Consider the following 25,753-nt stretch of genomic DNA (forward strand, 5'->3'; position numbering starts at 1 on the left):
ATCCCGTGGACGTGAGCGACCTGCTGACCGAGACCTACGACCGGCTGCCGGACCTGGTGCGCGCGGCGGTGGACGGGCTGAGCCCCGACCAGCTGCGTCGGGCCCCGGGGCCCGGGGCCAACCCGGTCGGCTGGCTGGTCTGGCACCTGACCCGGATCCAGGACCACCACGTCGCGGACCTGCGCGGCGAGGAGCAGGTCTGGGTCTCCGGCGACTGGGCGGGCCGGTTCGGGCTGCCCGCCGACCCGGACGACACCGGCTACGGGCACACCCCGCAGCAGGTCGCGGCCGTACGCCCGGAGAGCGCGCAGGCCCTCGTCGACTACCACCTGGCGGTGGCCGCGCGGACCCGGACGTTCCTGGCCACGCTGACCCCGGCGGACCTGGACCGGGTGGTCGACGAGGCGTGGGATCCGCCGGTGACCCTCGGCGTACGGCTGGTCAGCGTGGCCGAGGACGACCTCCAGCACGTCGGGCAGGCCGCCTACGTGCGGGGACTGCTCGCCCCGGACTGACCCGCGCGGCGCAGGGCGGCGTGGGCGAGCAGGTGGAACGCCTGCGCCTCGGCGGAGGTGCCCGGGCGGTCGAAGTGCGGGGCGCCGCTGACCGGCCGCACCAGCCCGTGCCGGTCGACCTGACGGTCGGCGGTGGCGAGCAGGTCCCGCCCGGCGTCGGCGTACGACGGCGGCAGCCAGCCGTCGGCCGCGCCGGTCAGGGCCGCGTACGCCAGCATCTGCGCGAGGTTCGTCTCCACGTGGCTGCCCCGGTCGTCGAGCACGTCGTGGAAGAGCCCGTCCGCACGCCGGTGCGCCAGGCAGGCGTCGAGCACCTGCCGGGCGTGCCCGGCCAGCTCGGCACGCAGGCCGTCCGGCCAGTGCGGCAGCAGCCGCAGCGCCCGGGTGATCCCGGCGACCACCCAGCCGTTGCCGGTGCCCCAGAGCTGAGGCTGCACCAGGGCACCGGTGTCGGCGTCCCAGCGGGCGGCGTAGAGGCCGGCGTCCGGGTCGTACAGCCGGCGGCGGTGCCCGTCCACCTGGGCCGCCGCCCGCTCCGGGTGCCCGCAGACGGCGAGCAGCGGCACCACCATGTACACGGTGTCCGCCCACACCTGGCGGTTGCCGAGCAGGTGGAACAGGGTGCCGTCGGCGGCCCGGGGCGCGTCGGCCAGCAGCCAGTCGAGCTGCCGCCGCAGCGCCACGGTCCACCGCCGGTCGGGGTGCAGACGGGCCGCGAGCCGGACCGCCTCACCGCAGGCCGCGCCGTTGACCGCGCCCTGCTCGCCGGAGACGTCACCGAGCCGGCCGTCCGGGTGCTGCCGGGTCACCGCGGCGTCGGCGAGCAGCACGACCTCCTCGTCCCACCCCAGGTCGAGCAGGGCGTGGGCGGTCACGCCCTGCTCCCAGGACTGCCGCTGCATGGTCAGCAGCGCCGTGAGCGCCCGGTCCAGCCGGGGGTCGTCCAGTGCGCGCATCCTGCCTGTCGTACCACGGAACCGGGCGGTTCACCCGCCGCGGGTGATCCGGACCCACCCCCGCCAGCGGCGTGTCGGCACGACCCCGGTCAGCGCCGGCCGGCGGGGCGGCCCTGCACGACCTCGTCCGCGTCGCCGCGTGGGGCGGGCACGGCCGGGTCGACCGCCGGCCCCCGGCCCGGACGCCGGGACAGCCCCCGGTCGATGCCGACGAAGAGGAGCCCGAGCAGCCAGAACGCGAAGGCGAAGAAGACCGCGCTGAGCGAGACGCCGGCGTAGCCGAGTTCTCCGGCATCGATGAACGGGTACGGATACCGGTGGACGACCAGCCCGCGCACCAGGGCGAAACCGAGGTACGCCAGCGGGAACGCCAGCCACCAGGCGGCGTAGCGGAGCCGCAGCCGACCGCGCTGGTCGAACAGCGCCCAGTCGGCGATGGCCAGCAGCGGCACGACGGTGTGCAGGAACTGGTTGCCCAGCGCCTCGCCGAGCGCCCGGTCCGGCTGGGGCATCGCGAACGGGCTGGCCGGGTTGGCCAGGACCAGGTGGTAGACCACGCCGGTGATGGTGATGTAGAGCGTCACCGCGCCCTTGAGTGCCGACGGCGGCTCCGGCAGTTCCTGCCAGGCCCGCCAGGCCGCGTAGCCGGCGAAGAGGCCCACCGCCACGTTGCTCTGGATGGTGAAGTACGGCAACAGGCCGGTGACCGTGGCCGGACCGAGCGCGGTGAGCACGATCCCGGCCAGCACACTGATGACGATCGCCAGGCGGAAGAGCACCGCCAGACGTCGACGCCGCAGACTCATCGGGGCAAGCTACCAGCCCACCGGCCCGCGTCGATCGACGGTGCCCGGCCACCCCGGACCGGGCCGCCGCCGTGCTCCCGCCGGTGCGGGCGTGGACCGGGCCCGGACCTCCGGAGCCGGTGGCGCGCGCCGCACCGGGTGCCGGAGCACCCGGCTCGGTCACGGGTGGTCCATGTCGACGTCCACCCATGTCATCCGCTGGCGACGCCGGCCCCGCGCCGGGTCGTCGACCGGCGGATCGGGTACGCCCGCGCCGCCCGGCGGGACACATCGGCGGCCGTGGCCGGCGTACCGTACCCGCGTCGGCCACCCTTCTCCGGTCACCGGAGGCGCCGCCCGGTGACCGGGCCGCCGGCCCGGGGTGCCGTGCCCGGCCTGACCACGACGGGAGCCGACCGTGCCGCTGACCGATGGGTCCTCCGCCGGGGCCGCCCGGCCGTTGCCGCCGGGGCAGCGCGTCGCGCCGCTGCGCCGCTTCGGGCTGCCCTGGTTCGCCGGCCGGGTCCCGGCCCCGCCCGTCGCACCGGTGATCACCATCGGTGGGGTGGTCCGCCGGCCGACCCAGGTCCCGGTCGCCGAGTTGACGTCCCTGGGCCCGCGCCGCGACCTCGTCGCCGACCTGCACTGCGTCACCACCTGGACGGCGACCGGCCTGCGCTGGGGCGGGACGCCGTTCGCCATCGTGCACCTGCACCTCGCCGACCTGGTGCACCCGCACCCCCGGGCCCGCTGGATCGGGGTGACCGGTCTCGACGGCTACCGGGCCTGCCTGCGGCTCGACGACGCGCTCGCCGACGACGTGCTGCTCGCCGACACCTTCGACGGCGCGCCGCTGACCGGCCCGGTCGGCGCCCCGGTACGTCTCGTCGCCCCGCGCCAGTACGGCTACAAGAGCGTCCGGCACGTCTGCGCGATCGACTACCTGCTCGACCACGAGGGCGGCTCGGCCGGCTGGCTCGGGCACCCCCGGGCCCGGGTGGGACGGGAGGAGCGCAGCCGCTTCCTGCCCGGACGGGTGTGGCGGCCCATCTGGCGGCGGGCCCAGCCCCGGGTGCGCCGCGCCTACCATGCCGTCGACGGCTGACCGGCTGCGGGCGATCCGGGCCCGGGGTGTGCGTCGGAGTCGTCGGTCGAGCCCGGGTTCGACGCAGGCCGGCCGGGGACGTCGACAGCCGCCCTAGTCGGGGCGGGGCGGGTCCGTCCGGTCCGGCGCGGGCAGGGTCGGCTTGCCGGCCGGGACGGGTGGCTCGGTCGGGACCGGCGGCGCCGAGGTGGGCGGGGCCGTCGGAGCGCCGGTGGCATGCTGCGTAGGGCGCCTGCTCGACCCGGCGGTGGGCGTGGCGTCGCCCCGGTCGGTCGCCGCGCCCGGGCTCTGTGCGTCCCTGATCGCCCGCTCGCAGTAGGCGGCGACCTTGTTGCGACCCCCGGCCGTGGTGATGAGGTCCGTGAAGACCGGGTTCTCCAAGGTCCGCCCGGGGTTGTCGCCGGCATCGGCCCGGTAGGCGCGGCACAGGCCGAGGATCGACGCCGTGGGGGAGGAGGGCGGCGCGTCGGTCGCCGCGGGGCTGCCCGACGGGTCGGCGCCGGCCGTGGCGGACGCGGTGGGCACCGGGGCGGCGGACGGCCGTGTGCCGGGATCGTCCCGCTCCGGCTGGCCGGGCAGCGTGCCGGTGACGGCGGCGAGCGCGACGCCACCGGTCGCCGCCACGGCGAGGGCGGCCAGCGCGACCTTCAACCCGGCCAGTCCGGCCAGGACACCGGTTCGGGTGGAGGGGGCACGGACGGGGAGCGGCGCTCCCGCGCGTGCCCGCTGGAACGCCTGCATGGCGGCGGCCTCCCCGCGCAGTTCGGCGGGGTGGGGCGCGGCGCGGACCGCTGCCAGGAGTCGTACCAGCGACGCCGGGCCGTCCTGGGGGTCGACGGCCGGACCGACGAGCAGGCGCTCGACGGTTTCCTGGTCCATGCGATGTGCGTTCATCTCGTGTCCCTCAGCGCCGCCGGGCGGCGGGGCGTCACATCCACCGGGATCGGGGTGGTGTCGATCACGCCGAGGGTCGGGGAGGCGTCGGACCGTGGCCGGCCCGGGCGCGGACTCGCGGGCGAAGGACGGGCGGTGGGCCGTTCCCGGCGGGCCGTTCCCGGGCCCGCCGGGGCTGCCCGGGTCAGCCCATCGTCTTGGCCCCGTCGATGCTCTCGCGCAGGATGTCGGCGTGCCCGGCGTGCTGCGCGGTCTCGGCGATCAGGTGCAGCAGCACCCGGCGCGCCGACCAGGTCGCGCCCGCCTCGAACCAGGGTGCCTGCGGCAGCGGCCAGGCGGTGTCGAGGTCGAGGGTGCCGATCAGCTCGTCGGTGCGGGCGGCGACCTCGGCGTACCGGTCGAGGAGGCCGGACAAGGTCTCACCCTCGGTCATCCGGAACGCGTTCTGCCAGTCGAGCGGCTCGGCCTGCATCGCCTCCTCGCCCCCGACCATGAACCGCGCCCACCGCTCCTCCACGGTCGCGACGTGCTTGACGAGCCCGCCGAGGCAGAGCTCGCTGACCGTGCTGCGGGTCGCGGCCTGCTCGTCGGTCAGCCCCTGCACGGTCTGCCGCAGGAAGCCGCGGTGCAGGGTGAGGGTCTGTGCCAGATCGGCCCGCTCACCGGTCAGAACCCGCTCCGAAGTGGTCATCCGTCCGCCCTCCGTCGATGTCGTCGAGGTTCACCGTAGGCGGGACCACCGACAGTTTTCCGCCGTCGCGGGTTGTCGTGGCGGCCGTGGCGGGTAGCACTGAACGACATGGGTGAGATTCGAGTGGGCACCTCCTCCTGGGCGGACCGGACGCTGCTGCGCGCGGGCTGGTACCCGCGATCGGTGCGGACCCCCGCCGACCGGCTCGCCCACTACTCCCGCCACTTCGGACTGGTCGAGGTGGACACCTCCTACTACGCGGTGCCGGTGCCGGAGACCACCGCCGGTTGGGTGGCCGCCACCCCGCCCGGGTTCACCTTCGACGTCAAGGCGTTCAGCCTCTTCACCGGGCACCCGACCCCGGCGGCGATGCTGCCCCGGGACCTGCGTCCGGCCACCGGCGGAACCCGGGTCCGCCGCCGGGACCTGCCGGAGGAGTCGTACGAGGAGTTGTGGCGCCGGTTCCGGGCGGCGCTGCAGCCGCTGGCGGCGGCCGACCGGCTCGGCGTGGTGCTGTTGCAGTTCCCGCCGTGGCTGGTGTGCGGCGCGGCCGCCCGGCGGCGCATCGTCGAGCTGGCCCGCCGGTGCCGGCCCTGGCGGGTGGCGGTCGAGCTGCGGCACGGATCCTGGTTCGAGGGCGCGGCGGCGGCCGAGACGGTGACCTTCCTGGCCGACCACGACCTGAGCATGGTCTGCGTGGACATGCCGCAGGGGCATCCCTCCTCGGTCCCGCCGATCATGGTGGCCACCGCCGAGCCGGGGCTGGTCCGGTTCCACGGGCACAGCCCGCACTGGACCGACGGCGGCAAGGAGGACCGCTTCCGGTACGCGTACTCCGACGGAGAGCTGCGCCGCTGGGCGGACCTGCTGACCGACCTGGCCGGCACCACCGACGAGCTGCACGTGCTGTTCAACAACTGCTGCGAGGGGCAGGCCCAGCGGGACGCCGGCCGGCTGGCCGGGCTGCTCGGCGTGACCCCCGCGACGGAGCCCGCCGAGGTCTGATCATGGCCGTTTGCGCCCCGGCGGGACGGGTACCGCGGCAGGGACGACAGGGAGGTGCGGTGATGACGCACGAGCAGCAGCGGCCGGGCGTGCCGGACGACGCGGAGGCCCGCCGGGTCCGCGAGGCCGAGGAGGCGCACGGCGGCAGCATGGCCCCGGGCGTGGTGGACGAGACCGGCCGGCCGGTGGCCGAGCCGCCGCCGGCGCCGGCCGGCGACGAGGACGGCACCGGCTCCTGACCGGGTACGACGACGCCCGGGACCGCCACCTCGCGGTCCCGGGCGTCGTCGTGCGCGCGTCCGGTGTGGACCCCGGTGCCCGGACGCGACGCGTGCCGGCGACGGGGACGCGTCGCCGGCACGGCGCGCCGCCGGTCAGCCGGTGGTGGCGCTCAGCGCCGGCAGGTAGCCGGCGGAGTGCCCACTGGCGTTCGGGTGGTACGACTCGACGATCGGCCAGGTGGTCCCGTTGATCCACGGGCTGGACGCGCACACCCCGTGCCCGGCGAACCGGCTCCGGACGTCGACGTAGCTGAAGCCGGCCGCCCCGGCGCGCGCGGAGATCACGCCGGACATCGTGTCCGAGCCGCCGTTGAGCAGGCTGCGCTTGTACTCGCTGATGCTGCCGAAGCCGCAGGAGCCCAGCTCGAACAGGCGCGGGTAGCCGAGCACCACGACCCGGGCCCCCGGCGCCCGGCTGCGGATCGCCCGGTACGTCTCGTCGAGGCGTCCCGGCAGCGTGTTGGTGATGTACGACTTGGCGGTGTTGACCGCGCCGGCGCAGCTGCTGTCGCTGCCGAGCCGGCAGGTGGTGACCACGTCGGCGAAGCCGGCGTCGTTGCCGCCGATGGAGATGGTCACCAGGTCGGTGCCGGAGTTCAGCGCGCCCAGCTGGTTGTTCAGCACCTCCCGGGTGGTGGCCCCGGAACAGGCGACGAAGCGGAAGGTGGCCACGGTGTGGCTGTTGGCCCACAGTTGCGGGTAAGCCTTGGGGCTGCGCAGGCAGGAGCCGCTGGTCCCGTCGTAGCTGTTGATGCCGACGCCGGAGGAGTACGAGTCGCCGAGCGCGGCGTAGTCGGTGCCGGCGGCGGCGGCCGGGGTGGCGAGCCCGAGGGTGAGGAGCAGACCGGCGACGAGGGAGCCGACCGCGGGGGTGGGGCGGAGACGCATTCAGGGACCTCCGTGGTGAGGGGGGCCCACTTCGTAACATGGCGTCTACTCGCTGGTAACATTTCGACGGGTCGATCCCGCGCCTGGCGAAAAGCTGGCGGATCGGGGTTGCCGATCGCACGTTGATCGAAGACCATGGATGTGTTTGTGCCCGTGGTCCCCGGTGACGCCGGGCGATCGGCTGCGCACGCCGCGCTCCGCCGGCTCCCGAGGCACGCACGACGCGGCGGCCCGGACGAATCCGGACCGCCGCGTACGAAGACGGCTCAGGTCGGTGCGGCGAGCGCCCGCCGGGCGCGGACGTGCCGTCACCGGGTGACGCGTCGACGCGGTGGTTCGTCAGCCGGCCGGTGCGAGCGCCATGCCGGGCACCCTCCACCGCCGAGGGTGCGGAGCGCGCGGTGGCCGGACCGGGGCGCCGGTTCCGGGGCTGCGGGCCGTGCGTCGGGTCAGCGGCGGGGGCGGGTGACGTACGGCGGCGCGAGCCGCCCGCCCGGCGGCCTGCTCCCCGCCCTCGACGGCCCGCTCACGACCCTGCGTGCCCGATCCGGCGCGCCGGTGGGGTCCGGACGCGCGTGGGCCGTGCCCCAGGGCTCCTCGCCCCGGGCACGGCCCGCTCGTCGTCGTCGTGTCAGTCCCGGCTGACCCCCTCCGGGTGCATCCCGGTGGCCTCCTCCAGGGCGTTGTCCGGCAGGTCGCCGCCCGCCGTGTCGTCCGGGAAGGTGCGGCGGGCCGGCGCCGGATCGGGTGGGGCGCCGGGGCCCGCCTCGGGGACCCGGGTCGGCTCGACCGGGCCGAAGCCGTGCCGCCCGGCCGGTCCGGTGGGCGCCGCCGGTTCTCCGGCCCGCCGGTCGCCGCGCCGTCCCGGCGGCACCGCGGTCTCCTCGCTCCCCTCGCCCATCGGGTCGTCCTCGCCGGCGCCCCAGGGCGGGCCCGCGTCGAAGCCACCCGTGGTGCCCCAGGGAGCGGCGGACTCCGGTCCGCGCTGCCCGCCGCCCGTCGGTCCCTCGTTCGCCGTCATGGTCACCTCGCTGCTCGTCGTGGCGTCCGGCCTCGACCTCCGGCGTGGCGGCCGCCGTCGCCACTGCGACGCGCGGCCGCCGACCGGCCCGGTCGGGTACGACCTCAGCCCGCCATCGCCATCCGGCGCTTCGCCGTACCCATCGCGGCGATCTTGCCCATCGTCTTCGGCGCGCTCATCATCCCGCCCGCGCGCCCGAGCATGCCCCGGAACACCTGACCGGGCTTCTGCTGCTCGCTCATGTACGAGGTGACCACCACCAACGCCCCGGTCAACGCCGGGATCGTCCACTGGAGCACCTTCATCTTCCGCTGGCACGACGCCACGTCGCTGGGCGTCTGGTAGTTCGGCTCGGTGGTCCCCTCGACCGGCTGGTTGCCGGCCTTCTCCAGCCGCATCCCGAGCAGCCGGCTGTACCCGGTCACCGCGAGCGCGCCCACGGTGAGCGCCGTCTTGACCGCGCTCATCCGGCCCACGCCCCGCTGGGTGAGCACCCGGGGGCTCTCGGTGACCAGTTCACCGGCCGCGCCGGCCAGGTGGGCCCCGATCGCCGCCGCGTTCACCGGCGTCCATCGGGACCACCCCGCCGAGGCGACCGGCAGCCGCTGGGTCGAGTCGCTGATCCGTGCCGCCGCCCCGTTCACGCCGAGCGCTCCCATCAGGGAGCCGCCGAACCAGGCCGCCAGACCCAGGTCGTGCATGGAGCGCAGTGCGGTGTGCCGTTCGGACATCTGATCCCCCTCCACCGTATTCGGGCGCAGCGGCTTACCCATCGTCGACGGGGCTACGCACCCGGGCCCGGTCCGTCCGCCGTTGCGTCGCTCGTCCGGTCCGCGCCGGTGGGCAGGGGGAGTCGCGGGGCGGACGGCGGGTAGGCCGTCGTCGACCGGACGACAGGGAGGAGATCGCGATGTCGCAGCCGGACGAGAGCCGGGAGAAGACCCGCTCGACCGACGCGGTGCTGATGCACCCGGGCAACGATCCGCGCCGGGAGGCCGCGCAGGAGAAGCCGCCGCCCGAACGGGGACGGACCCTCGTCGAGCGGAACGGCCGGATGGTCCCCGTCGACCAGGACGGGTGACCGGGCGCGCGGTCGGGTGACGGGCGTCGCCCGACCGCGCCACCCGGTCGCGATTGGCGCGACCGGGATCCGGGCATGATCGCGGGTCGTGGACGGGAGGACGATGAGCGGGGGACGGAGCCCGGCGGGGGAGCCGGGGCGGCTGGACCACGCCCGCCTGTTCCGGGCCACCCCGACGCCGTACCTGGTGCTCGACCCGGACCTGGTGATCGTCGAGGTGAACGACGCCTACCTGCGGGCCACCGGGCGCTCCCGTGCGGAGCTGCTCGGCTGCTACCTCTTCGACGCGTTCCCGACCAACCCGCAGGGGCCCGACGTCAGCGGGGTGCCGAACCTGCGGGCCTCGCTGGAGCGGGTCCGGGACACCGGCCGACCCGACACCATGGCGCTGCAACGCTACGACATCCCGGACGGCGCCGGCACCTTCGCCGTGCGGTACTGGAGCCCGGTGAACGTGCCGGTGCGGGACGACGACGGCCGCACCGTGCTGCTGCTGCATCGGGTGGAGGACGTCACCGACTTCGTCCGGGAGCGGGAGCAGGGGCGGGCGGAACGGGCCCGCGGCGAGGACTACCGGCGCCGCGTGGTCGAGGCCGAGGCCGACCTCTACGCGCGGGCCCGTGAGCTGCGTACCGCCCTGGAGTCGGAGGCGCTGGCCACCCGGCGGTTGACCACCCTGGTCGACCTGGCCGGCCAGCTCGCCGGATGCGAGACCGTCGCCGCGCTGACCGAGGTGGTGATCGACCGGGGGCTGGCCGCGCTGGGCGCCGACGGGGGAGCGGTCGCCGTCCGGGACGGCGACCGGATGCGTCTGACGCTCACCGACAGCCTCGGCGGGCACACCCGGGAGCGGTACGCCGACCTGCCGTCGCACGGCCCGCTGCCGGCCTCGGTCGCGGCCCTGCGCGGCGAGAACGTGCTGCTGCCCGACCGCGACGCCGCGCTGGCCTGGTCCGACGCGATGGCGGACGTGCTCGCCGACACCGGCCTGCACCGCTGGGCCTCGCTGCCGCTGCGGGTGGGTGACCGGCTGCTCGGCTCGCTGACGGTGGGCTGGCGCGACGGCCACCCCTTCGCGCCCCGTGAGGTGGAACTGCTGGGCGCGTTCGCCGCCCAGTGCGCGCAGACCCTGGACCGGATCCGGGTGCACCAGGCGCAGCGGCAGACCTCGGAGACGCTGCAACGCAGCCTGCTCACCGAGCCGCCGCACACCCCGGGGCTGGCCGTCGCGGTGCGGTACCACCCGGCGACGGCACACGACCAGGTCGGCGGGGACTGGTACGACGCCTTCCCGGCCGCCGACGGCGCGACGACCCTGGTGATCGGCGACGTGACCGGGCACGACCGGCGGGCGCTCGCCGCGATGGCGCAGATCCGCAACACGTTGCGCGGCGTCGCGTACCTGATGGGGGCGCCCCCGGCGGCGATCCTGGCCGGCCTGGAACGGGTGCTGGCCGGCCTGCGGGTGCCGAGCCTGGCCACGGCGGTGCTGGCGCACGTGTGGGCGCCCGGCCAGCCGGGCGGGGCGCCGGACGGGGCCCGCATGCTCTGGTGCAACGCCGGCCACCCGCCGCCGGTGCTGATCGGCCCGGACGGCGACGCGCGGCTGCTGGAGGCGCCCGTCGACCCGCTGCTCGGGCTGCGGCCACCCCGGGAGCGCCACGACCACGAACTGCTGCTGGCGGCCGGCTCGACCGTGCTGTTCTACACCGACGGGCTGGTCGAGCGCCCTGGCTGCCCGCTGGACGAGGGGCTGCACCGGCTGCGGGTGACCGCCGGCCGGTTGGCCCACCTGCCGGTCGAGCGGCTCTGCGACGCGGTGCTGGCCGACCTGGTCGACGCGCCCCGCGACGACATCGCCCTGCTGGCGCTGCGCGTCACCGGCTGACCCGTCGCCGGCCGTGCCGGTGGGTCAGCGTGGCGGCAGGCCGGCGGCGAAGTCGGCCACCCGCCGGGCCAGCGGCGCGCCGGCCCGGACCCAGGTGAAGTGGTCCAGCGGGGCGCCCGCCTCGGCGACGGTGTACCGGTCCCGGGTCACCGGCGCGGCGGTGAGCTTCGCGCAGAGGTGGTCCAGCGTGGCGTGCGGGGTGTACTGGTCGTCGTCCACGCCGACCGCGAGCACCGGCGTGGTCAGCCGCCGCACGGCCGCCTCGGCGTCCACCCCGTCCAGCACCGGGAACCGCCCGGTCCGGGCGGTGTACGCCCAGTCCCGGATCACCCCGCGCGCCTGGCGTCCGCCGAAACCCCACCCGGGCCAGACCCCGAGCGTGCGCGCCACCGCCGCGATCCCCTGGGTGTACGGCAGCACGCCGTACCCGCGCAGGCCCGGGTAGCTGCGCCAGTACGGCACGCCGACGGTGAGCAGGGCCAGCCCGTCGACGGCGTCCGCGCCGTGCACGGCCAGGTGCAGCAGGGCCGCCTGCCCGCCGAGGGAGTGCCCGAGCAGCAGCCGGGTGCGCCCGTCCAGCCGGGGCTTGAGCGCGTCGAGGACCGCGCCGACGTCGGTGGCCAGCTCGGCGTAGCCGTACCGGCAGGCGCGCCCGGGCGGGGGAGTGCTGGCTCCGGTGCCGCGCAGGTCGGCCACGGCCACCGCGAGGCCCGCGTCGCGCAGCGCGGCGGCGAACGGACGGTAGTAGCGGGCCCGGACCCCCATCGCGGGCCAGATCACCACCATCGGCGCGCCGGGCGGGCCGTCCGGCTCCGGGTACACCTGCACGCCGATGCGTGCCCCGTCGACCTCGACGTGTTCCTGCGTGTACTCCGGCTCCCCGCTCATCCGTCCAGCGTACGACGGAAGCTACCGGCCGGTAACCAAGGGGGTGCGGCGGACCGTCGCGCCCTGTTCGACCCGGTCGACGGCGGCCAGCACCGCCGGCACGTCCAGCGCCGCCAGCGCCGGGTGCACCGCCTCGGCGTCGGCCGGGGCGCGCGGGCCGACCCAGAGCGCCTGGTGCCAGGGGCGGTCCGGCGGCGGACCCCACTGCGCGGGCGGAACCGGCCCGAACAGCAGCACGGACGGGGTGGCGTACGCGGTGGCCAGGTGCCCGATGCCGGTGTCCCCACCGACCACCAGCCGGGCGTGGGCCACCAGCGCGGCCAGCTCCCCGAGGTCGGTCTCCCCGGCCAGCACCGCCCGGGCCGGCAGCCCGGCCAGGACGCGGACCTGCTCGGCGATGCTCCGCTCGCCGGGGCTGCCGGTCACCACCACCCGGTGACCCCGGGCGGTGAGCGCCCGGGCCACCCGGGCGAACCGGGCCGGTGGCCAGCGGCGTTGCGCCGCCTTGGCGCCCGGGTGCACGATGCTCACTCCGGTCGGCAGCCGCCCCGGCGCCGGCCGGCGCAGCGCCAGGTCGGTGCGGTCGGCGGGCACGCCGTACCAGGCCAGCAGCCGGCACCAGCGGTCGATCTCGTGCTCCTCGGCGTACCACGCCGGACCGTCGTGGTGGCCGGCCTCGGCGTTGGCGAAGGCCAGCAGCCGGCGCGGACGGGCGCCGGCGAGCATCCGGTGCGACTGCGGGCCCCGCCCGTGCAGGTTCACCGCCAGCCGCGGCGGCGGGCCGGACCAGGCCAGTTCGCCGAGCCCGTCGGCCTCGACCAGCCGGTCGACGCCGCCGATCAGGTCGACCAGCGGCGCCGTCCAGCGCGGCGCGACCAGCGCCAGCTCCTCGTCCGGGTACGCCGCGCGCAGCGCGCGCAGCGCGGGGACCCCGGTGGCGAGGTCCCCGACGCCCAGCGCCCGCAACACCAGGATCACGGGTACGACGACTCCTGCTCGGCGCAGACCACCAGCTCCCGTACCGCACAGCCGGGCGGCTGGGAGAGCGCGAACATGACCGCGGCGGCGGTGTCGGCCGGGTCGTTGAGGATCGCGTCCGGACCGGGCTTGTACTGCGCGTCGCGGTCGTCGAAGAACGCCGTGCGCATGCCGCCGGGGATCAGCAGGGTGACCCCCACCGTCCCGGCCAGCTCGGCGGCGAGCGCCCGGGTGAAGCCGACCACCCCGAACTTCGCCGCGCAGTACGCGGTGGCGTCGCTGACCGCCTTGATCCCGAGCGTGGACGCGACCGTCACCACCGTGCCGTGCGAGCGCTCCAGGTGCGGCAGCGCGGCCCGCACCACCGCGGCGGTGCCGAGCAGGTTGACCGCCACGATCCGGTCCCAGGTGGCCCCGTCGACGTCGGCCAGCCGCCCCGGCACGTCCATCCCGGCGGCGGTGACCAGGCCGGTCAGCCCGCCGGCCTGCTCGGCGACGCGCCGGGTGGCCTCCTCGGCGGCCCGGGTGTCGGCCAGGTCGCACTCCACCCACTCCACCCCGTCGGCCGGCGCCTGCCGGTCCAGCACGTACGGCCGTCCACCGGCCTTGGTCACCGCGGTCACCACCGCCGCGCCGAGGCCGCTCGACCCGCCCGTGACGAGTACCGCCGAACCGTTCAGATCCCTGCTCATCGTGCTCCCTTGACCAGTCGGGCGCCGCGCGAGCGCGCGGCGGTGATCGTGGCGGTGGTGGAGCGGCCCGCCAGGTACGGCACCGTCACCACCCGGCCGCCCCAGCCGCGGACGAGGTCGGCCTCGGGCAGCTCCGGGGCGCCGTCGCCGGAGTAGTCGCCGCCCTTGACCCAGACGTCGGGGCGCAGCCGGGCCAGCGCGGTGGACGGCGTGGACTCGTCGAAGACCACCACCGCGTCCACGCAGTCCAGCGCCGCCAGCAGCCGGGCCCGGTCCGCCTCGCCGTTGACCGGGCGCTCCGGACCCTTGAGGGCGCGGACGCTGCGGTCGGAGTTGAGGCAGACCACCAGGCAGTCGCCGAGCCGGCGGGCGGCCTGCAGGGTGGCGACGTGCCCGGCGTGCAGGATGTCGAAGCAGCCGCCGGTGGCGACCACCGTGCCGCCGTCGGCGCGTACCCGGGACACCAGCTCCTCGACGGCGGAGGCCGGCGGGCGCGGTGCGGCCGACACGCGGTCGGCCCGGGCCAGTCCGGCGGCCCCACCGGCGGCGACGTACGCCGACGCGGCGGCGACCGCCTCCCGCACCGCCTCGGAGGTGACCGCCCCGGCGGCGAGCGCGGTGGCGGCGGTGGCGGCGAAGCGGTCGCCGGCGCCGCAGGTGTCCTCGACGTGGTCCACGCCGGACGGTGGCGGCACCACCAGCGGGGTGCCGCCGGAGTGGCAGAGCACCGCGCCGTCCGGGCCCATGGTCACCGCGACCGCCCCGACCCGCCAGCGCTGCCGCAGCTCGTGCCCGGCGCGGGTGGCCGTGGACAGCGCCGTGCCGGCCCCGGCGTCGCCGGTGAGCCGGCGCAGCTCGCCGAGGTTCGGGGTGACCAGCCGGGCGCCGGGCACCGCCACCGGCCCGTTCGGGTGCGGGTCCCAGACCAGCGGGGCGCCCGCCCCGGCGAGCGCGGCGCGCAGCGCCGGCTGCCGGAGCAGCCCTCGGCCGTAGTCGCTGACCAGGATCGCGCCGGCGGCGGCGAGCACCTCCAGCGCCGCCTCCGGCGGCTCGCCGGCGGCCTGCGGGTCGCCGCCCCGGTCCAGCCGCAGCAGCGTCTGCCCGCCGGAGCGGAGCCGGATCTTCTCCGGCGTCGCCCCGGGCAGCCGCAGCGGGTAGAGGCGCACCCCGGCGGTGGTGAGCAGTTCGGCGATGCGGGCCCCGGCGGCGTCGTCGGCGAGCGCGGTGACCAGCGCCACCTCGACGCCCTGGGCGGCGGCGAGCAGCGCGGCCAGGCCGGCCCCGCCGGGCCGGTCGGTGGCCCCGCGCTCGTCGAGCACCGGCACCGGCGCGTCCGGGCAGACCCGGGAGACGGTGCCGTCGACGTCCCGGTCGAGCAGGGCGTCGCCGACGACGACCAGCGGCCCGCTCACGACGGACACCCCCGCCGGTCGGGGCGGTGCCCGTTCGTGTCGTGTCCGTTGACGCCGTGTCCGTTGCTGCCGTGCCCGTTCGCGCCGTGGCCGTTGAGGCCGTGGCCGTTCGCGCCGTGGCCGTTGAGCGGGTAGCCGTTGACCACGGCCAGCGCCCGGTCACCCCGGCCGGCCGGCAGCCGGCCGGCGACCGCGACGCCGCGCTGCCGCGGCACGGTCGTCGTCCGGGGGAGCCGGCGGACCAGCGGCAGCGCCTCGTCGACGTACTCGCAGAGCAGGTGCAGCGAGACCAGGTGCAGCTCCTGCACCACCTGGCTGTCCGGGGACGGGACGGCAAGCACCTCGTCACAGACCTCCGCGAGGGGGTTGGGGGCGGGGCCGGTGAACGCCCAGCAGCGCACCCCGGTCTCCCGGGCCGCCTCGACCGCCCGCAGCAGGTTGACGCTGCTGCCGCTGGTCGACAGCAGCAGCAGCACGTCGCCGTCCCGCCCGTGGGCGCGCACCTGCCGGGCGAAGACCTCGTCGTAGCCGTAGTCGTTGCCGATCGCGGTCATCGAGGAGGTCTCCGCGTGCAGGGCGATCGCCGAGTACGGCTCCCGGTCGTCGCGCAGCTTGCCGACCAGTTCGGCGGTGAGGTGCTGGGCCTCGGCGGCGCTGCCGCCGTTGCCGGCGGCCAGCAACCGGCCGCCACCCGCGAGGGTCCAGGCCAGCTCGGTGCCCCAGTCGGCGAGGCGTCCGGCGGCCTGCCGGTACGGCAGCAGCGCGGCGGCGAGCCCGGCCAGATGCGTGTCCAGGGTGGACAGCGGAGCGCTCATCAAGCCACCGCCGGGGCGACGCGGCCGACCTGGGCGACGCTGGCGTAGACCGCGCCGAGCTGCTGGGCGCACCGCTTCCAGGAGTACCGGCTGCGGATGCGGTCCAGCGCCGCCGTGGCGTACGCGAAGCGGCGGACCTTGTCGGCGAACAGCCGGCGCAGCGCGGTGCCCAGCGCGCGGGGGTCGCGCGGCGGCACGAGGTCACCGGTGAGCCCGTCCACGACGGTGTCGGCGATCCCGCCGACGTTCGTGCCGATCACCGGGACGCCGCAGGCCATGCCCTCCAGCGGGGTGAGCCCGAACGGCTCGTACCAGGGGGCGGCGACCAGCACGTCGGCCGAGCGGTACCAGGCGCCCATCTCCTCGCGCGGCACCGCGCCGACGAGCTTGACCCGGTCGGCGACGCCGCAGGACTCGGCGAGCGCGGTGAGCCGGCGGGCGAAGCCGTCGGCCGGCAGCAGCTCGGCGGGCGGCCCACCGACCACCACGCACTCGGCGTCCGGCACGGCGGGCAGCGCGCGGATGACGTCCTGGAAGCCCTTGCGCTCGACCATCCGGCCGACGGTGAGGATCCGGTGCCGGGCCGGGTCGCGCGGGGCGACCGGCCCCTCCGGGCGGAACATCTGCTCGTTGACCCCGGACGGGACCAGCGCCATCTTCGCGCGGGGCACGCCGAGCCGGACCAGCTCGCCGACCTCGTCCTGGCACTGCACGATCACCCGGTCGGCGGCGCGTCCCAGCGCCCGCTCGTAGCCGATCCGGCCCGGTGGGCTGGTGTCCTTCGTCCCCTGGTGCCGCCGCTTCACCGCGCCGAGCGCGTGGTACGTCAGCACCACCGGCGTGTTGGTGCGCCGACCCGCGTGCAGGGTGGCCAGGCCGCTCATCCAGAAGTGGGCGTGCGCCACGTCGGGACGCCAGCCCCCGTGCCGCCACTGGTCGGCCAACCAACGGCCGAACTCGCCCATGTACGGCAGCAGCTCGTCCTTCGGCACCCGCAGCGCCGGCCCGGCCGGCACGTGCAGCACCTGGTACCCGGCGGAGGCGTCCACCACATCGGGCAGCTCCGACGAGTCACGGCGGGTGTAGACCCGCACGTCGTGGCCTTCGCCGACCAACGCCGCCGCCAGTTCGGCGACGTGCGTGTTCTGACCACCGGCGTCCTCCTCGCCGAGGACGGCGAGCGGGCTGGCGTGCTCCGAGATCATCGCGATGCGCATGTTTCCTCCTCCAAGATCCGGTCCCAGTCGGCGAGGAACCGGTCGAGCCCGAAGCGTTCTTTCGACACCTCCCGCGCCCGCGCACCGAGCCGGTACGCGGCGTCGCGGTCCTCCGCGAGCCACCGGGCCGCCTCGACGAGCGTGTCGACCCGGGTGGAGAGCACGCCGGCGTCGGGCGGCACCGCGTCGACGGCCTCGGTGGTGGCCAGCGCGACGACGGGCATGCCGATCGTCATCGCCTCGATCAGGCTCAGCCCGAGCGAGGTCCACCGGCACAGGTGCAGGTACGCCCGCCGCCGGGCCATCTCGGTGTGCATGACGTCCTGCGGCAGGTCCTCGTGGGCGGTCAGCCGCTCCGACGGCAGGCCCAGGTGGTCGGCCAGCCCGGTCACCCCCATCCCGAACACGTCCAGCGGGGCGACGGCCGCGAAGCGGGGCATCAGGTCGGTGCCGGTGACCCGGGCCCGCCGTACCGGCTCGTTGGTCACCACGGCGAGCCGGTCCAGCTCGCCGGTCCACTCCACCCGGGGCGGCACGATGCCGTGCTCGACGACGGCGGTGCGGGTGCCGCCGTTGTCGTAGAACAGCTCGTTGAAGTGGGTGACGTGGGTGAGCAGCAGGTCGTCACGGTCGGCCATCGGGTGGCGGGTGTTCGGCACGTCGCCCTTGGGGGTGTTGTGCTCGACGTAGACGGCCGGTACGTCCCGGCCGGGGCGGCGGCGCGACCAGCGCTCGGCCAGCTCCAGCTCCTCGGGACGTTGCAGCACGACCACGTCGACGTCCGCGTCGGCGAGCTGCTCGGGGGTCACCTCGACCACGGTCTCCGGCCATGGGTAGGTACGCGCCCGGCCCCGCCCGTACGGGCCGCGGTCGGGCGTGACGGGCACCAGGTAGCGGTGCCGTCCGTGCACGAAGGACGTGGTCCAGGAGCCGTGCACGTGCCAGAGCAGGACGTTCATGACCCTCCTTCAGCTGTCGGATCTGGTGGTGAGCAGGCGCACCGCCGCGACGACCTCGGCCGGGTCGATCCCGGCGGTCAGGCAGGGGTGCTCGGGCACCGGGCAGCGGGTGGCGCGGCTGTCCCGGCAGGCGGCGGTGGCGTCGCCGAGGCGGACCAGCGGCACCCGGTAGGGCGCCCACTGGCCGAACGAAACGGTGGGCGCGAAGAGGCTGACGACCGGGGTGCCGACGGCGGCGGCGAGGTGGGCCGGTCCGGTGTTGCCGACCACCACGCACTGCGCCCCGGCGATGACTCCGGCCAGGCCCGCGAGGTCGGTGCGTCCGCCGAGGTCGGTGCCACCGGCTGCGGCGACCCGGGAGGTCAGCGCGGTCTCGACCGGCCCCCCGGTCACCACTACCCGATGGCCGGCCGCGGCAATCGCGGCGACGATCTCCGCGCACCGCCACGGCGGGCAGGCCCGCGCCGGCACCGACGCGCCGGGGTGCACCACGACGTACGGCTCGGCGTCCGGGACGACGGCGGGGCGGGTGGCGCGCACCCGCAACGTCGGCTCGTCCCCGGCGGGCAGGCCGAACCCGGCCGCGGCGGCCAGGGAGAGGGCCCGCTCCGGCTCGGGGACGCCGACCGGCACGCGGTGCCGGACGTCGAGCAGGGCGCCGGGGTAGTCGTCGCTGATCGCGCTGATCCGCGCCACGCCGGCCATCCGCAGCAGCAGCGCGAGGGGGAGGGCGGACTGGTGGAAGGAGGTGAAGACGACCGCCTCGTCGGCGCCGACGGCGGCGAGCCGGTCGGTGAGGCGGCGCATGTCGTCCGGGTCGACCGGGGCGGGCTCGCCGTCGATCCACGGCAGCGGCCACTCGATCAGCTCGTCGACGCCGGGCAGCAGGCCGGCCGCGGCGCGTCCCCGGGGGCCGCAGAGCAGCACCACCCGGTCGGCGTTGGCCGCCACGGCCCGGATCGCCGGGCCGGTCACCAGCACGTCCCCGGCCGAGTCGCTGCGGACCACCAGCACGGTGCCGGCCCGCCTGGTCGCGGCCGGGCGGACGGCCGCCTGCCGGCGCAGGATCTCGTCGACAGCGGTGGGCAGGTCACGGGCGACGTGCGGGGCGGCGGCGATCTCCTCGGGCCGGGTGACCGGGGTGGGCACCAGGAAGCCGGTGGCGCCGGCGGCCAGGGCGGCGGTCATGTCCCGGCCGATGTCGCCGACCATGACGCAGCGGGCGGGCCGGGTGCCGAGCGCGGCGGCGCCGGCGTGGACCATGCCGGGGGCCGGCTTGCGGCAGCCGCAGCCGTCGCCGTCGTCGTGCGGGCAGATCTGCCAGGTGTCGAAGGGACCGAGCAGCTCCTCGACCCGGGCGTGCACCGCCCGCATCGCCTCGGCGGTGAACAGCCCCTTCGCCAGCCCGGACTGGTTGGTCACCACGCCCAGGCGCAGCCCGGCCGCGCGCAGCCGGTCCAGCGCCTCCCGGGCGCCCGGCATCGGGCGCACCTTGTCCGGATCGCCGTTGTACGGCACGTCCTCGATCAGGGTGCCGTCGCGGTCCAGCAGCACGGCGTCGAAGAGGCCCCCGTTCATGGGCAAGCAGTTGCCCCGGGCAAGAGGAGTAAACATCACCTCTGCGCCCCGGCGACGTCACCGTCCGTCGTGGAACTGCGGGTGCGCCACCAGCCGCGTACCCAGTGGGTGACCGCGACCGGGGGGATCAGCGCGCTGGTGGCCAGCATGGTGAGCACCTCGTCGCGGGTCCGGGGCCCGGGGGCGATGCGGGCCCGGGCGAACTCGGCGGTGCCCGCCGCCCAGCCCAGCGCGCCGGTCGCGGCGAGCGCGCCGAGCACCCGGCGCGACGCCGCGTCGCGCGGCAGCCCGGCCCGCAGCGCGACGGCCGTCAGGGCGAGCGCGCCGGCGGTGGTGACCGCGACGTGCCGGGGGCGGCGGCCCGGTGGCAGCCGCAGCTCCTGCCGCCAGTTCGGGCCGTAGCGGCGGCGCAGCAGCGCGTCGTCGGCGTTGCCGCGCTGCACCAGCAGGCTGACCCAGCGGCCCTCGGGACGCACCGGGTGGGCGACCACGCGACGGCCGCGCACCAGCTCCCAGCCGGCGAGCCGGACCCGGTGGGCCAGTTCGGCGTCCTCCCGGTAGGCGCGGGGGAACCGCTCGTCGAAGCCGCCGACCTGCTCCAGCGCGGCCCGCCGGTAGGCCATGTCGGCGGTGATCCACTCACCCTCGGCCAGGCCGGCGGTGCTCCGCTCCCAGTCGGTCGGGCGGCGGTCGGCCGGCAGCGGCACCTCGACCACGCCCTGCACCCCGCCGACCCGGTCGCCGACCGTGAGGTCGTCGCGCAGCCGTCGGGCCCAGTCCGGCGCCGGCACCACGTCGTCGTCGAGGAAGACCACCCACGGCTGCCGGGCCGCCCGCCAGCCGACGTTGCGGGCCGCCGCCGGGCCCGCGCCGCGCCCGGTGAGCACCTTCGCGTACCCGGACGACGTCGCCGGCACGGCCGGCTCGCCGGTCGGGTCCCGGCGGTCGTCGACCAGCAGGATCTCCGCGTCGGGCAGCTCGGCGAGCTGCCGGGCGAGGGCGTCGAGCAGCACGGTGAGGCTGGGCCGGCCGACGGTCGGCACCACGATGCTGATCACCGGTCACCGCCGAGCGCGTCGCGGCGCACCGCGAACGGGCCGAGGGCCAGCAGGTCCACCGGCGCCGAGCCGAACAGCTCCATCGCCTCGCGCGGGGTGTCCACCATCGGCCGGCCGGCGGTGTTCAGCGACGTGTTCACCACCACCGGCAGCCCGGTGAGCCGCTCGAACTCGGCCAGCATCTCGGCCACCAGCGGTTCGGTGTCGGTGTGCACCGTCTGCACCCGGGCGGTGCCGTCGACGTGGGTGACCGCGGGGATCCGCTCGCGCCACTGCGGCCGGACCCGGTGCACGAAGAGCATGTACCGGCTGGGGTACACGCCGTCGAAGATGTCGGCGAAGCGCTCGGCGCGCACCATCGGCGCGATCGGGCGGAACTGCTCGCGGCCCTTCACGTCGTTCATCCGGCGGGTGGTGTCCGGGTCGCCGGGGTGGGCCAGCAGCGAGCGGTGGCCCAGGGCGCGCGGGCCGTACTCGCTGCGGCCCTGGTACCAGGCGACGATGCCGTTGCCGGCGAGCACCCGGGCGGCCTCGGCGGCGATCGAGTCGGGCCGGGAGTACGGCAGCGCCGCGCGGCGCAGCTCCGCCTCCAACTCCTCGTCGGACCAGCCGCGCCCGAGGTCCGCCCCGGTCATCGGGGTGCTCCGGTCGCCCAGCTCGCCGGCCACGTGCAGGGCCGCGCCGAGCGCGGTGCCGGAGTCGCCGGCCGCCGGCTGCACCCAGACGTCGCGGTACGGCCCCTCGGCGGCGATCCGGGCGTTGGCCACGCAGTTCAGCGCCACCCCGCCGGCCATGGCCAGCGTCGAGGCCCCGCCGGAGGCGTCGTACAGCCAGCGGGACAGGTCGAGGACGACCTCCTCCAGCCGCTGCTGCACGCTGGCGGCCAGGTCGGCGTGCTCGTCGGTCGGCTCGCCACCCGCGCCGACCGCCTTGGCCATGCCGGCCCAGTCGATCCGGTCGACGTGGAAGCCGCCGTCGTCGGTGACCCGTACCAGCTCACGCAGCAGGCCGAGGTGCTTCGGCTCGCCGTACGAGGCCAGCGCCATCACCTTGTACTCGTCGCTGGAGTGCATGAACCCGAGGTGTCGGGTGAGGTCCTCGTAGAGCAGGCCGAGCGAGTGCGGCAACTGCTGCGAGAACAGCGGGGTGAGCGCGCCGTCGCGGTAGACACCGGCCAGGTGGCTGGCGACCTCGCCGCGGCCGTCGAGGACCAGCACGGCGGTGTCGTCGCCGGCCGGCGGGGCGGCCAACCCGGCCGAGGCGGCATGCGCCACGTGGTGCGGGACGAAGCGCACCTTGTCCGGGTCCAGGCCGGGCAGCGCGGCGGCGAGGAACTGCGGGGCGCGGCGGGCGTAGTCGACGCGCAGCCAGTCCCAGGGATCGCTGAGTCCCAGGTCGGCGACGTCCCGGCAGAGACCCGGATCGAAGGAGTAGGCCACCGCGTCGAGGCTGTCGACGTCGATGCCGGCGCTGCTCAGGCACCAGGCGGCGGAGAGTTCGGGCAGCTCCCAGGCGGAGAACGGGACGGGCCGCTTGCCGTGTTTCCGACGGCTGAACCGTTCCTCCTCGGCGGCGGCCACCACCTGTCCGTCGACCACCAGGGCGGCGGCCGGGTCGTGGAAGATGGCATTGATTCCGAGGACGCGCATGAGTCGTCCCTACCCTGGCCCTCTCCTCCTAACCTGTAGATCATCGACTTCTCGACGGGGCCGCGGATCTCCACCGTGGAGATTCGCGGCCCCGGATCCGGCTCAGACGCCGCCGCGCAGCATCCCCGGACCGAACACCTCGTAGGCGATCCGCTCCACCGGCACGCCCCGGCGCAGCAGCCCGCCGCGGATCTGGTTCATGAACGGCAGCGGCCCGCACAGGTGCACGTGGGCGTCGGGGGAGAGCGGGATCAGCTCCGGGTCGACCCGACCGCGGGACACCTCGGCGGTGAGCGCGTCCAGCTCGTCACCGTCGGTGTTCTGCTCGTACCAGAGCTTGAGGCGCAGGTTGGGCAGCCGGGCGTGCAGCCGGGGCAGCGCGTCGCGGTGCGCGTGCGCGGCGCCGTCCCGGTCGGCGTGCACCAGCACCACCGGACGCTCCGGCGCGGTCTCCGCCAGGTGCTCCAGCGCGGACATCGCCGGGGTGAGCCCGATGCCGGCGCTGACCAGCAGCAACGGCCCGTCGCCGGCGATCGCGCTGACCTCGCCGAAGGGCGGGCTGAGCCGCAGCGTGTCGCCGACCGCGACCCGCTCGTGCAGGACGGTGGAGACCGTGCCGTCGGGCGCGCCGTCCTCGCCGCGGACCCGCTTCACGGTGATCCGCCACTGCGGGGCGCCCGGGCGGCCGGAGAGGCTGTACTGCCGGATCTGCTGACCGAGGTCGCCGTCGAGGTCCACGGCCACCGAGACGTACTGGCCGGGGACGAAGTCGGGCACGACGCCGCCGTCGACCGGGACGAGGGTGAACGACCGCACGTCGGTGGCCTCCGTGGTCACCTCGGTGACCCGCCAGTCGCGCCAGATCGACTCGCCCTCGGCGAGCCCGGCCTCGGTGTAGAGGCGGGCCTCCCGGGCGATCAGCTCGCAGGCCAGCAGCCAGTACACCTCGTCCCAGGCGGCGGCGACCTCGGGCGTCACGGCGTCGCCGAGCACCTCGCCGATCGCCCCCATCAGGTGTCGGCCGACGATCGTGTACGAGGTGGCGGTGATGCCGAGCGAGGCGTGCTTGTGGGCGATCCGGTCGAGGATCGGCCCCCAGGGCGTGTCGCCGGCGCCGGTCAGGTGCTCCGCGTACGCGACCACGGCGGCGGCGAGGGCGGCCTTCTGCTGGCCGGTGGCCTGGTTGCCCCGGTTGAACAGGTTGAGCAGCTCCGGGTGGGCGGCGAACATCCGCGGATAGAACCGGCCGGTGATCTCCTCCCCGTGCGCCCGTACCACGGGCAGGGTCGCGGCGACGACGGCGGCTGACGATTCCGAGAGCACAGCTCCTCCTTGTGTGTTGCCTACGTCCGCCACTCAAACAGGAATTTTCGATTCCACTTCAGGGCCGAAAGTCCCGGGTGAGTGTCGTCCAGGTCACGGTCCGTCGGCCCCTGTGCCGCTTCCGCCGCGCTGGCTAGGGTCGGTGCGTGAAGCTCAACCGGTCCACCGACATGGCGCTGCGGATCGCCATGCAGACCGCCACGGCGTCGACCCGCAGCACCGTCGAGGAGTTGGCCGAGCGGCTGGACCTGCCCCGCAGCCACGTCGCCAAGGTGGTGCAGCGGCTGCAACGCGTCGGCGTGCTGGTCACCATCCGGGGACGCTCCGGGGGCGTCGCCTTCGCCGAGGGTGCCGAGGAGTTGACCGTCGGCCAGGTGGTGCGCGCGTTCGAGGGCGAGGAGGAGGTCGTCGCCTGCGAGGAGTCCGGTTGCACGCTGCGCGCCGGCTGCCGGTTGCGCGGCCACCTCCGCCGCGCCCAGGCCGCGTTCCTCGCCGTCCTCGACGACGTACGCCTCGGCGACCTCGTCGACGACCCGGCCGCGCCCCTGCTGCTCAGCCTCACCCGTCGCCCCTGACGGGGGGTGGCTGGGTCCGGTGAACGGTCGGTGGGGGCGTCCGGCCCGGGCCGGACGCCCCCACCGGGGTGCCTGGGTCGTCAGCTCACCGTGACGGTGCCGTCCGGGGCACGGACGCAGGCCACCGTGCGGTTCGCCGTGCCGGCCGCCCCGCTCAGGCAGCGGCCGAGCACGCGGTGCCCCGCCGCATTCGGGTGCCAGGACTCCTGGCAGGTCTGGAAGTACGTCCCGCAGGCGTTCGCGATGCGCTGGATGTCCAGCTTGTCGTAGCCGGAGAGGCTGGTGACGAAGACGCCCGAGGGGCCGTCCTGGAGCCGGATCGGGGTGGCCAGCGCGCCGGTGGGGCTGGCGGACTGCTCGCAGAGCCGGGCGCCGTCGAAGGCCCGCTGCACGTTGAGCCCGACCAGGTCGGCGGTGGGGAACTCGGCGGCGAGCGTGGTGCGTACGGAGGTCACCAGCGTGCCCAGGCCCTGGGAGAAACGGTGGCCGGGGGCCAGGCTGGCCCGGTGGATGGGGCAGCCGCCGGCGTACCGCTCGGCGCCCAGCGCGCGGAACTTGTCCCGGGTGTCGTCGCGGCTGTCCTCGGTCCAGAAGTTCGACGCCAGCTCCGGCGGCAGCGGGTTGGTGTAGTCCTGGAGCACGACCCGGTGCTGGCCGTCGGCGTCGATCTGGGCGAGCGTGGCGAGGATCTGCCGGACCGCCGCCGTGGTCTCCGCGGTGGCGGCGTTCAACTGCGCGGCCGTGGCCAGGTCGGCGTCCGAGCAGGGCTCCTGCGGCACCGGCCCGCCCAGGTACGCCCAGAACTCCCACCAGCCGGTCCAGGCGTCGGCGATGAACCGGTTGGCGCACTTCTCGGCCACGCTGCCGAAGGTGAAGGAGCTGTTGTTCGAGCCGAGGCCGACCAGCACCAGGTCGATGTCGTGGGTCTGCCCGACCGCCCGGAGCTGGTCGAGCTGCGCGGCCACCTGCCGTCCCTTGGCCCGGCTCGCGGAGGCGTTGGCGATGTCGTACGGCTGGCCGCCGGAGCAGGCGAGGTTGAACCGGGCCTGGATGCCGGGCAGGTCCGCCTGGAACAGCGAGGCGTTCGACGAGCGGTGGCAGAAGTAGGCGTTGGCGTTCGGGGCGGACCAGCCGGGGAAGGACTGCGCGACGCCGTTGAGGTCGACCACCGGCGCGTACGCCCCGGCGCCCTCGCCGCTGATGAAGCTGTCGCCGAGCGCGACGGCGGCGGTGGGTGGCGCCGCCGTGGCCGGAGCGGCGGATCCGACGGCGGCCGACAGGGCGGCGGTGGCGACGGTCAGCGCCGCCGCGAGAGCGGTACGACGGAACCTGGACATGACGTCCCCCATCTGTCCATGCAAATGCGAAAGATCCTCTGGAGGCGCGATCAGATCATCTGCTGCGATGAACGTCAATGGCTCGTAACCTGATCGTTCGAGGGGTGAAACATCCGCCCGATAGGGGTCGCCGCGACCCTCGGTGGCCCCGTACGGCCCGCC

The 25,753-nt window shown here is 75.9% G+C and carries 26 protein-coding genes; 7 read left to right on the forward strand and 19 right to left on the reverse strand.

The features are described from left to right. Window positions 1-5: 5 nt before the first annotated feature. A complete protein-coding gene (locus tag GA0070614_RS24815; RefSeq protein ID WP_088978215.1) occupies window positions 6-515 on the forward strand; it encodes a mycothiol transferase in 510 nt (169 codons plus the stop codon). Here GA0070614_RS24815 and GA0070614_RS24820 read toward each other — a convergent pair. Next, window positions 485-1,471: a glycoside hydrolase family 88 protein gene (locus tag GA0070614_RS24820; RefSeq protein WP_088978216.1), complete on the reverse strand. Its 987-nt coding sequence runs from the start codon at window positions 1,469-1,471 to the stop codon at window positions 485-487. The genes GA0070614_RS24815 and GA0070614_RS24820 overlap by 31 nt on opposite strands. Window positions 1,472-1,560: 89 nt before the next feature. Continuing rightward, on the reverse strand, window positions 1,561-2,277 hold the full coding sequence (locus GA0070614_RS24825) for a Pr6Pr family membrane protein (RefSeq protein ID WP_172892499.1): 717 nt from the start codon (window positions 2,275-2,277) through the stop codon (window positions 1,561-1,563). Window positions 2,278-2,674: 397 nt separating this feature from the next. Between GA0070614_RS24825 and GA0070614_RS24830 the strand changes: the two genes are divergently transcribed. After that, a complete protein-coding gene (locus GA0070614_RS24830) occupies window positions 2,675-3,361 on the forward strand; it encodes a molybdopterin-dependent oxidoreductase (protein ID WP_088978217.1) in 687 nt (228 codons plus the stop codon). Between the two features lie 93 nt (window positions 3,362-3,454). On the opposite strand, the gene GA0070614_RS24835 is transcribed toward GA0070614_RS24830, so the two are convergent. Together GA0070614_RS24835 and GA0070614_RS24840 are read right to left on the reverse strand one after the other, a co-directional pair. Continuing rightward, entirely contained in the window at window positions 3,455-4,255 is an 801-nt protein-coding gene (locus tag GA0070614_RS24835; protein ID WP_157745081.1) for a hypothetical protein, read from the reverse strand. A gap of 184 nt (window positions 4,256-4,439) precedes the next feature. Further along, entirely contained in the window at window positions 4,440-4,946 is a 507-nt protein-coding gene (locus GA0070614_RS24840; protein WP_088978219.1) for a DinB family protein, read from the reverse strand. A gap of 108 nt (window positions 4,947-5,054) precedes the next feature. On the opposite strand from GA0070614_RS24840, the gene GA0070614_RS24845 reads away from it, so the two are divergent. Together GA0070614_RS24845 and GA0070614_RS24850 are read left to right on the forward strand one after the other, a co-directional pair. Continuing rightward, window positions 5,055-5,951, forward strand: coding sequence for a DUF72 domain-containing protein (locus GA0070614_RS24845; protein ID WP_088978220.1), 897 nt, complete (start codon window positions 5,055-5,057; stop codon window positions 5,949-5,951). A 62-nt stretch (window positions 5,952-6,013) separates the two neighbouring features. Next, a complete protein-coding gene (locus GA0070614_RS24850) occupies window positions 6,014-6,190 on the forward strand; it encodes a GTPase activator (RefSeq protein WP_088978221.1) in 177 nt (58 codons plus the stop codon). Window positions 6,191-6,325: 135 nt separating this feature from the next. Here GA0070614_RS24850 and GA0070614_RS24855 read toward each other — a convergent pair whose 3' ends face one another. From GA0070614_RS24855 to GA0070614_RS24865, 3 genes are all read right to left on the reverse strand, one after another. Next, window positions 6,326-7,120 carry an SGNH/GDSL hydrolase family protein gene (locus tag GA0070614_RS24855; RefSeq protein ID WP_088978222.1) on the reverse strand — a complete coding sequence of 265 codons (795 nt, stop codon included), beginning with the start codon at window positions 7,118-7,120 and terminating at the stop codon, window positions 6,326-6,328. 631 nt (window positions 7,121-7,751) lie between these two features. Then, a complete protein-coding gene (locus GA0070614_RS24860) occupies window positions 7,752-8,141 on the reverse strand; it encodes a hypothetical protein (protein WP_088978223.1) in 390 nt (129 codons plus the stop codon). A 104-nt stretch (window positions 8,142-8,245) separates the two neighbouring features. Next, on the reverse strand, window positions 8,246-8,872 hold the full coding sequence (locus GA0070614_RS24865) for a hypothetical protein (protein WP_088978224.1): 627 nt from the start codon (window positions 8,870-8,872) through the stop codon (window positions 8,246-8,248). 179 nt (window positions 8,873-9,051) lie between these two features. On the opposite strand from GA0070614_RS24865, the gene GA0070614_RS30335 reads away from it, so the two are divergent. Further along, complete coding sequence (locus GA0070614_RS30335; RefSeq protein WP_157745082.1) at window positions 9,052-9,222, forward strand: hypothetical protein; 171 nt, start codon at window positions 9,052-9,054, stop codon at window positions 9,220-9,222. A 103-nt stretch (window positions 9,223-9,325) separates the two neighbouring features. Then, window positions 9,326-11,110, forward strand: coding sequence for a SpoIIE family protein phosphatase (locus GA0070614_RS24870; RefSeq protein ID WP_088978225.1), 1,785 nt, complete (start codon window positions 9,326-9,328; stop codon window positions 11,108-11,110). A gap of 24 nt (window positions 11,111-11,134) precedes the next feature. On the opposite strand, the gene GA0070614_RS24875 is transcribed toward GA0070614_RS24870, so the two are convergent. The 11 genes from GA0070614_RS24875 to GA0070614_RS24925 all read right to left on the reverse strand — a co-directional run bounded on the left by GA0070614_RS24875 (window position 11,135) and on the right by GA0070614_RS24925 (window position 23,679). Next, complete coding sequence (locus GA0070614_RS24875; RefSeq protein ID WP_088978226.1) at window positions 11,135-11,998, reverse strand: alpha/beta hydrolase family protein; 864 nt, start codon at window positions 11,996-11,998, stop codon at window positions 11,135-11,137. A gap of 21 nt (window positions 11,999-12,019) precedes the next feature. Further along, window positions 12,020-12,976 (reverse strand): glycosyltransferase family 9 protein, encoded by a 957-nt coding sequence (locus tag GA0070614_RS24880; protein ID WP_088978227.1) that lies wholly within the window; start codon window positions 12,974-12,976, stop codon window positions 12,020-12,022. Further along, on the reverse strand, window positions 12,973-13,668 hold the full coding sequence (locus tag GA0070614_RS24885) for an SDR family oxidoreductase (RefSeq protein WP_088978228.1): 696 nt from the start codon (window positions 13,666-13,668) through the stop codon (window positions 12,973-12,975). The genes GA0070614_RS24880 and GA0070614_RS24885 overlap by 4 nt, the downstream gene beginning before the upstream one ends. After that, the gene (locus tag GA0070614_RS24890) at window positions 13,665-15,080 is read right to left on the reverse strand and encodes a PfkB family carbohydrate kinase (RefSeq protein ID WP_088979644.1); all 1,416 of its coding nucleotides are present in this window, start codon (window positions 15,078-15,080) and stop codon (window positions 13,665-13,667) included. The genes GA0070614_RS24885 and GA0070614_RS24890 overlap by 4 nt, the downstream gene beginning before the upstream one ends. After that, window positions 15,077-15,895, reverse strand: a complete 819-nt coding sequence (locus GA0070614_RS24895; protein WP_088978229.1) for a D-sedoheptulose-7-phosphate isomerase — start codon at window positions 15,893-15,895, stop codon at window positions 15,077-15,079. The genes GA0070614_RS24890 and GA0070614_RS24895 overlap by 4 nt, the downstream gene beginning before the upstream one ends. Beyond that, window positions 15,895-17,112, reverse strand: coding sequence for a glycosyltransferase (locus GA0070614_RS24900; protein WP_088978230.1), 1,218 nt, complete (start codon window positions 17,110-17,112; stop codon window positions 15,895-15,897). The genes GA0070614_RS24895 and GA0070614_RS24900 overlap by 1 nt, the downstream gene beginning before the upstream one ends. Further along, a complete protein-coding gene (locus GA0070614_RS24905; protein ID WP_088978231.1) occupies window positions 17,097-18,071 on the reverse strand; it encodes a glycosyltransferase in 975 nt (324 codons plus the stop codon). Before GA0070614_RS24905 ends, GA0070614_RS24900 begins: the two co-directional genes overlap by 16 nt. A 9-nt stretch (window positions 18,072-18,080) precedes the next feature. Further along, complete coding sequence (locus tag GA0070614_RS24910) at window positions 18,081-19,649, reverse strand: HAD-IIIA family hydrolase (RefSeq protein WP_231933383.1); 1,569 nt, start codon at window positions 19,647-19,649, stop codon at window positions 18,081-18,083. Between the two features lie 35 nt (window positions 19,650-19,684). Then, window positions 19,685-20,707, reverse strand: coding sequence for a glycosyltransferase family 2 protein (locus GA0070614_RS24915; RefSeq protein ID WP_088978233.1), 1,023 nt, complete (start codon window positions 20,705-20,707; stop codon window positions 19,685-19,687). Next, window positions 20,704-22,356: a carbamoyltransferase family protein gene (locus tag GA0070614_RS24920; protein ID WP_088978234.1), complete on the reverse strand. Its 1,653-nt coding sequence runs from the start codon at window positions 22,354-22,356 to the stop codon at window positions 20,704-20,706. The genes GA0070614_RS24915 and GA0070614_RS24920 overlap by 4 nt, the downstream gene beginning before the upstream one ends. A gap of 102 nt (window positions 22,357-22,458) precedes the next feature. Then, a complete protein-coding gene (locus GA0070614_RS24925) occupies window positions 22,459-23,679 on the reverse strand; it encodes a globin domain-containing protein (protein WP_088978235.1) in 1,221 nt (406 codons plus the stop codon). A gap of 146 nt (window positions 23,680-23,825) precedes the next feature. Here GA0070614_RS24925 and GA0070614_RS24930 point away from each other — a divergent pair, with 146 nt between their 5' ends. Further along, on the forward strand, window positions 23,826-24,254 hold the full coding sequence (locus tag GA0070614_RS24930) for an RrF2 family transcriptional regulator (RefSeq protein ID WP_088978236.1): 429 nt from the start codon (window positions 23,826-23,828) through the stop codon (window positions 24,252-24,254). A gap of 80 nt (window positions 24,255-24,334) precedes the next feature. Here the strand turns inward: GA0070614_RS24930 and GA0070614_RS24935 are convergent, their stop codons facing one another. Then, window positions 24,335-25,591, reverse strand: coding sequence for an SGNH/GDSL hydrolase family protein (locus GA0070614_RS24935; RefSeq protein ID WP_088979645.1), 1,257 nt, complete (start codon window positions 25,589-25,591; stop codon window positions 24,335-24,337). Window positions 25,592-25,753 lie beyond the last annotated feature (162 nt).

The organism is Micromonospora coxensis, assembly GCF_900090295.1.
In the GTDB taxonomy this organism is placed as follows: Bacteria; Actinomycetota; Actinomycetes; order Mycobacteriales; family Micromonosporaceae; genus Micromonospora; species Micromonospora coxensis.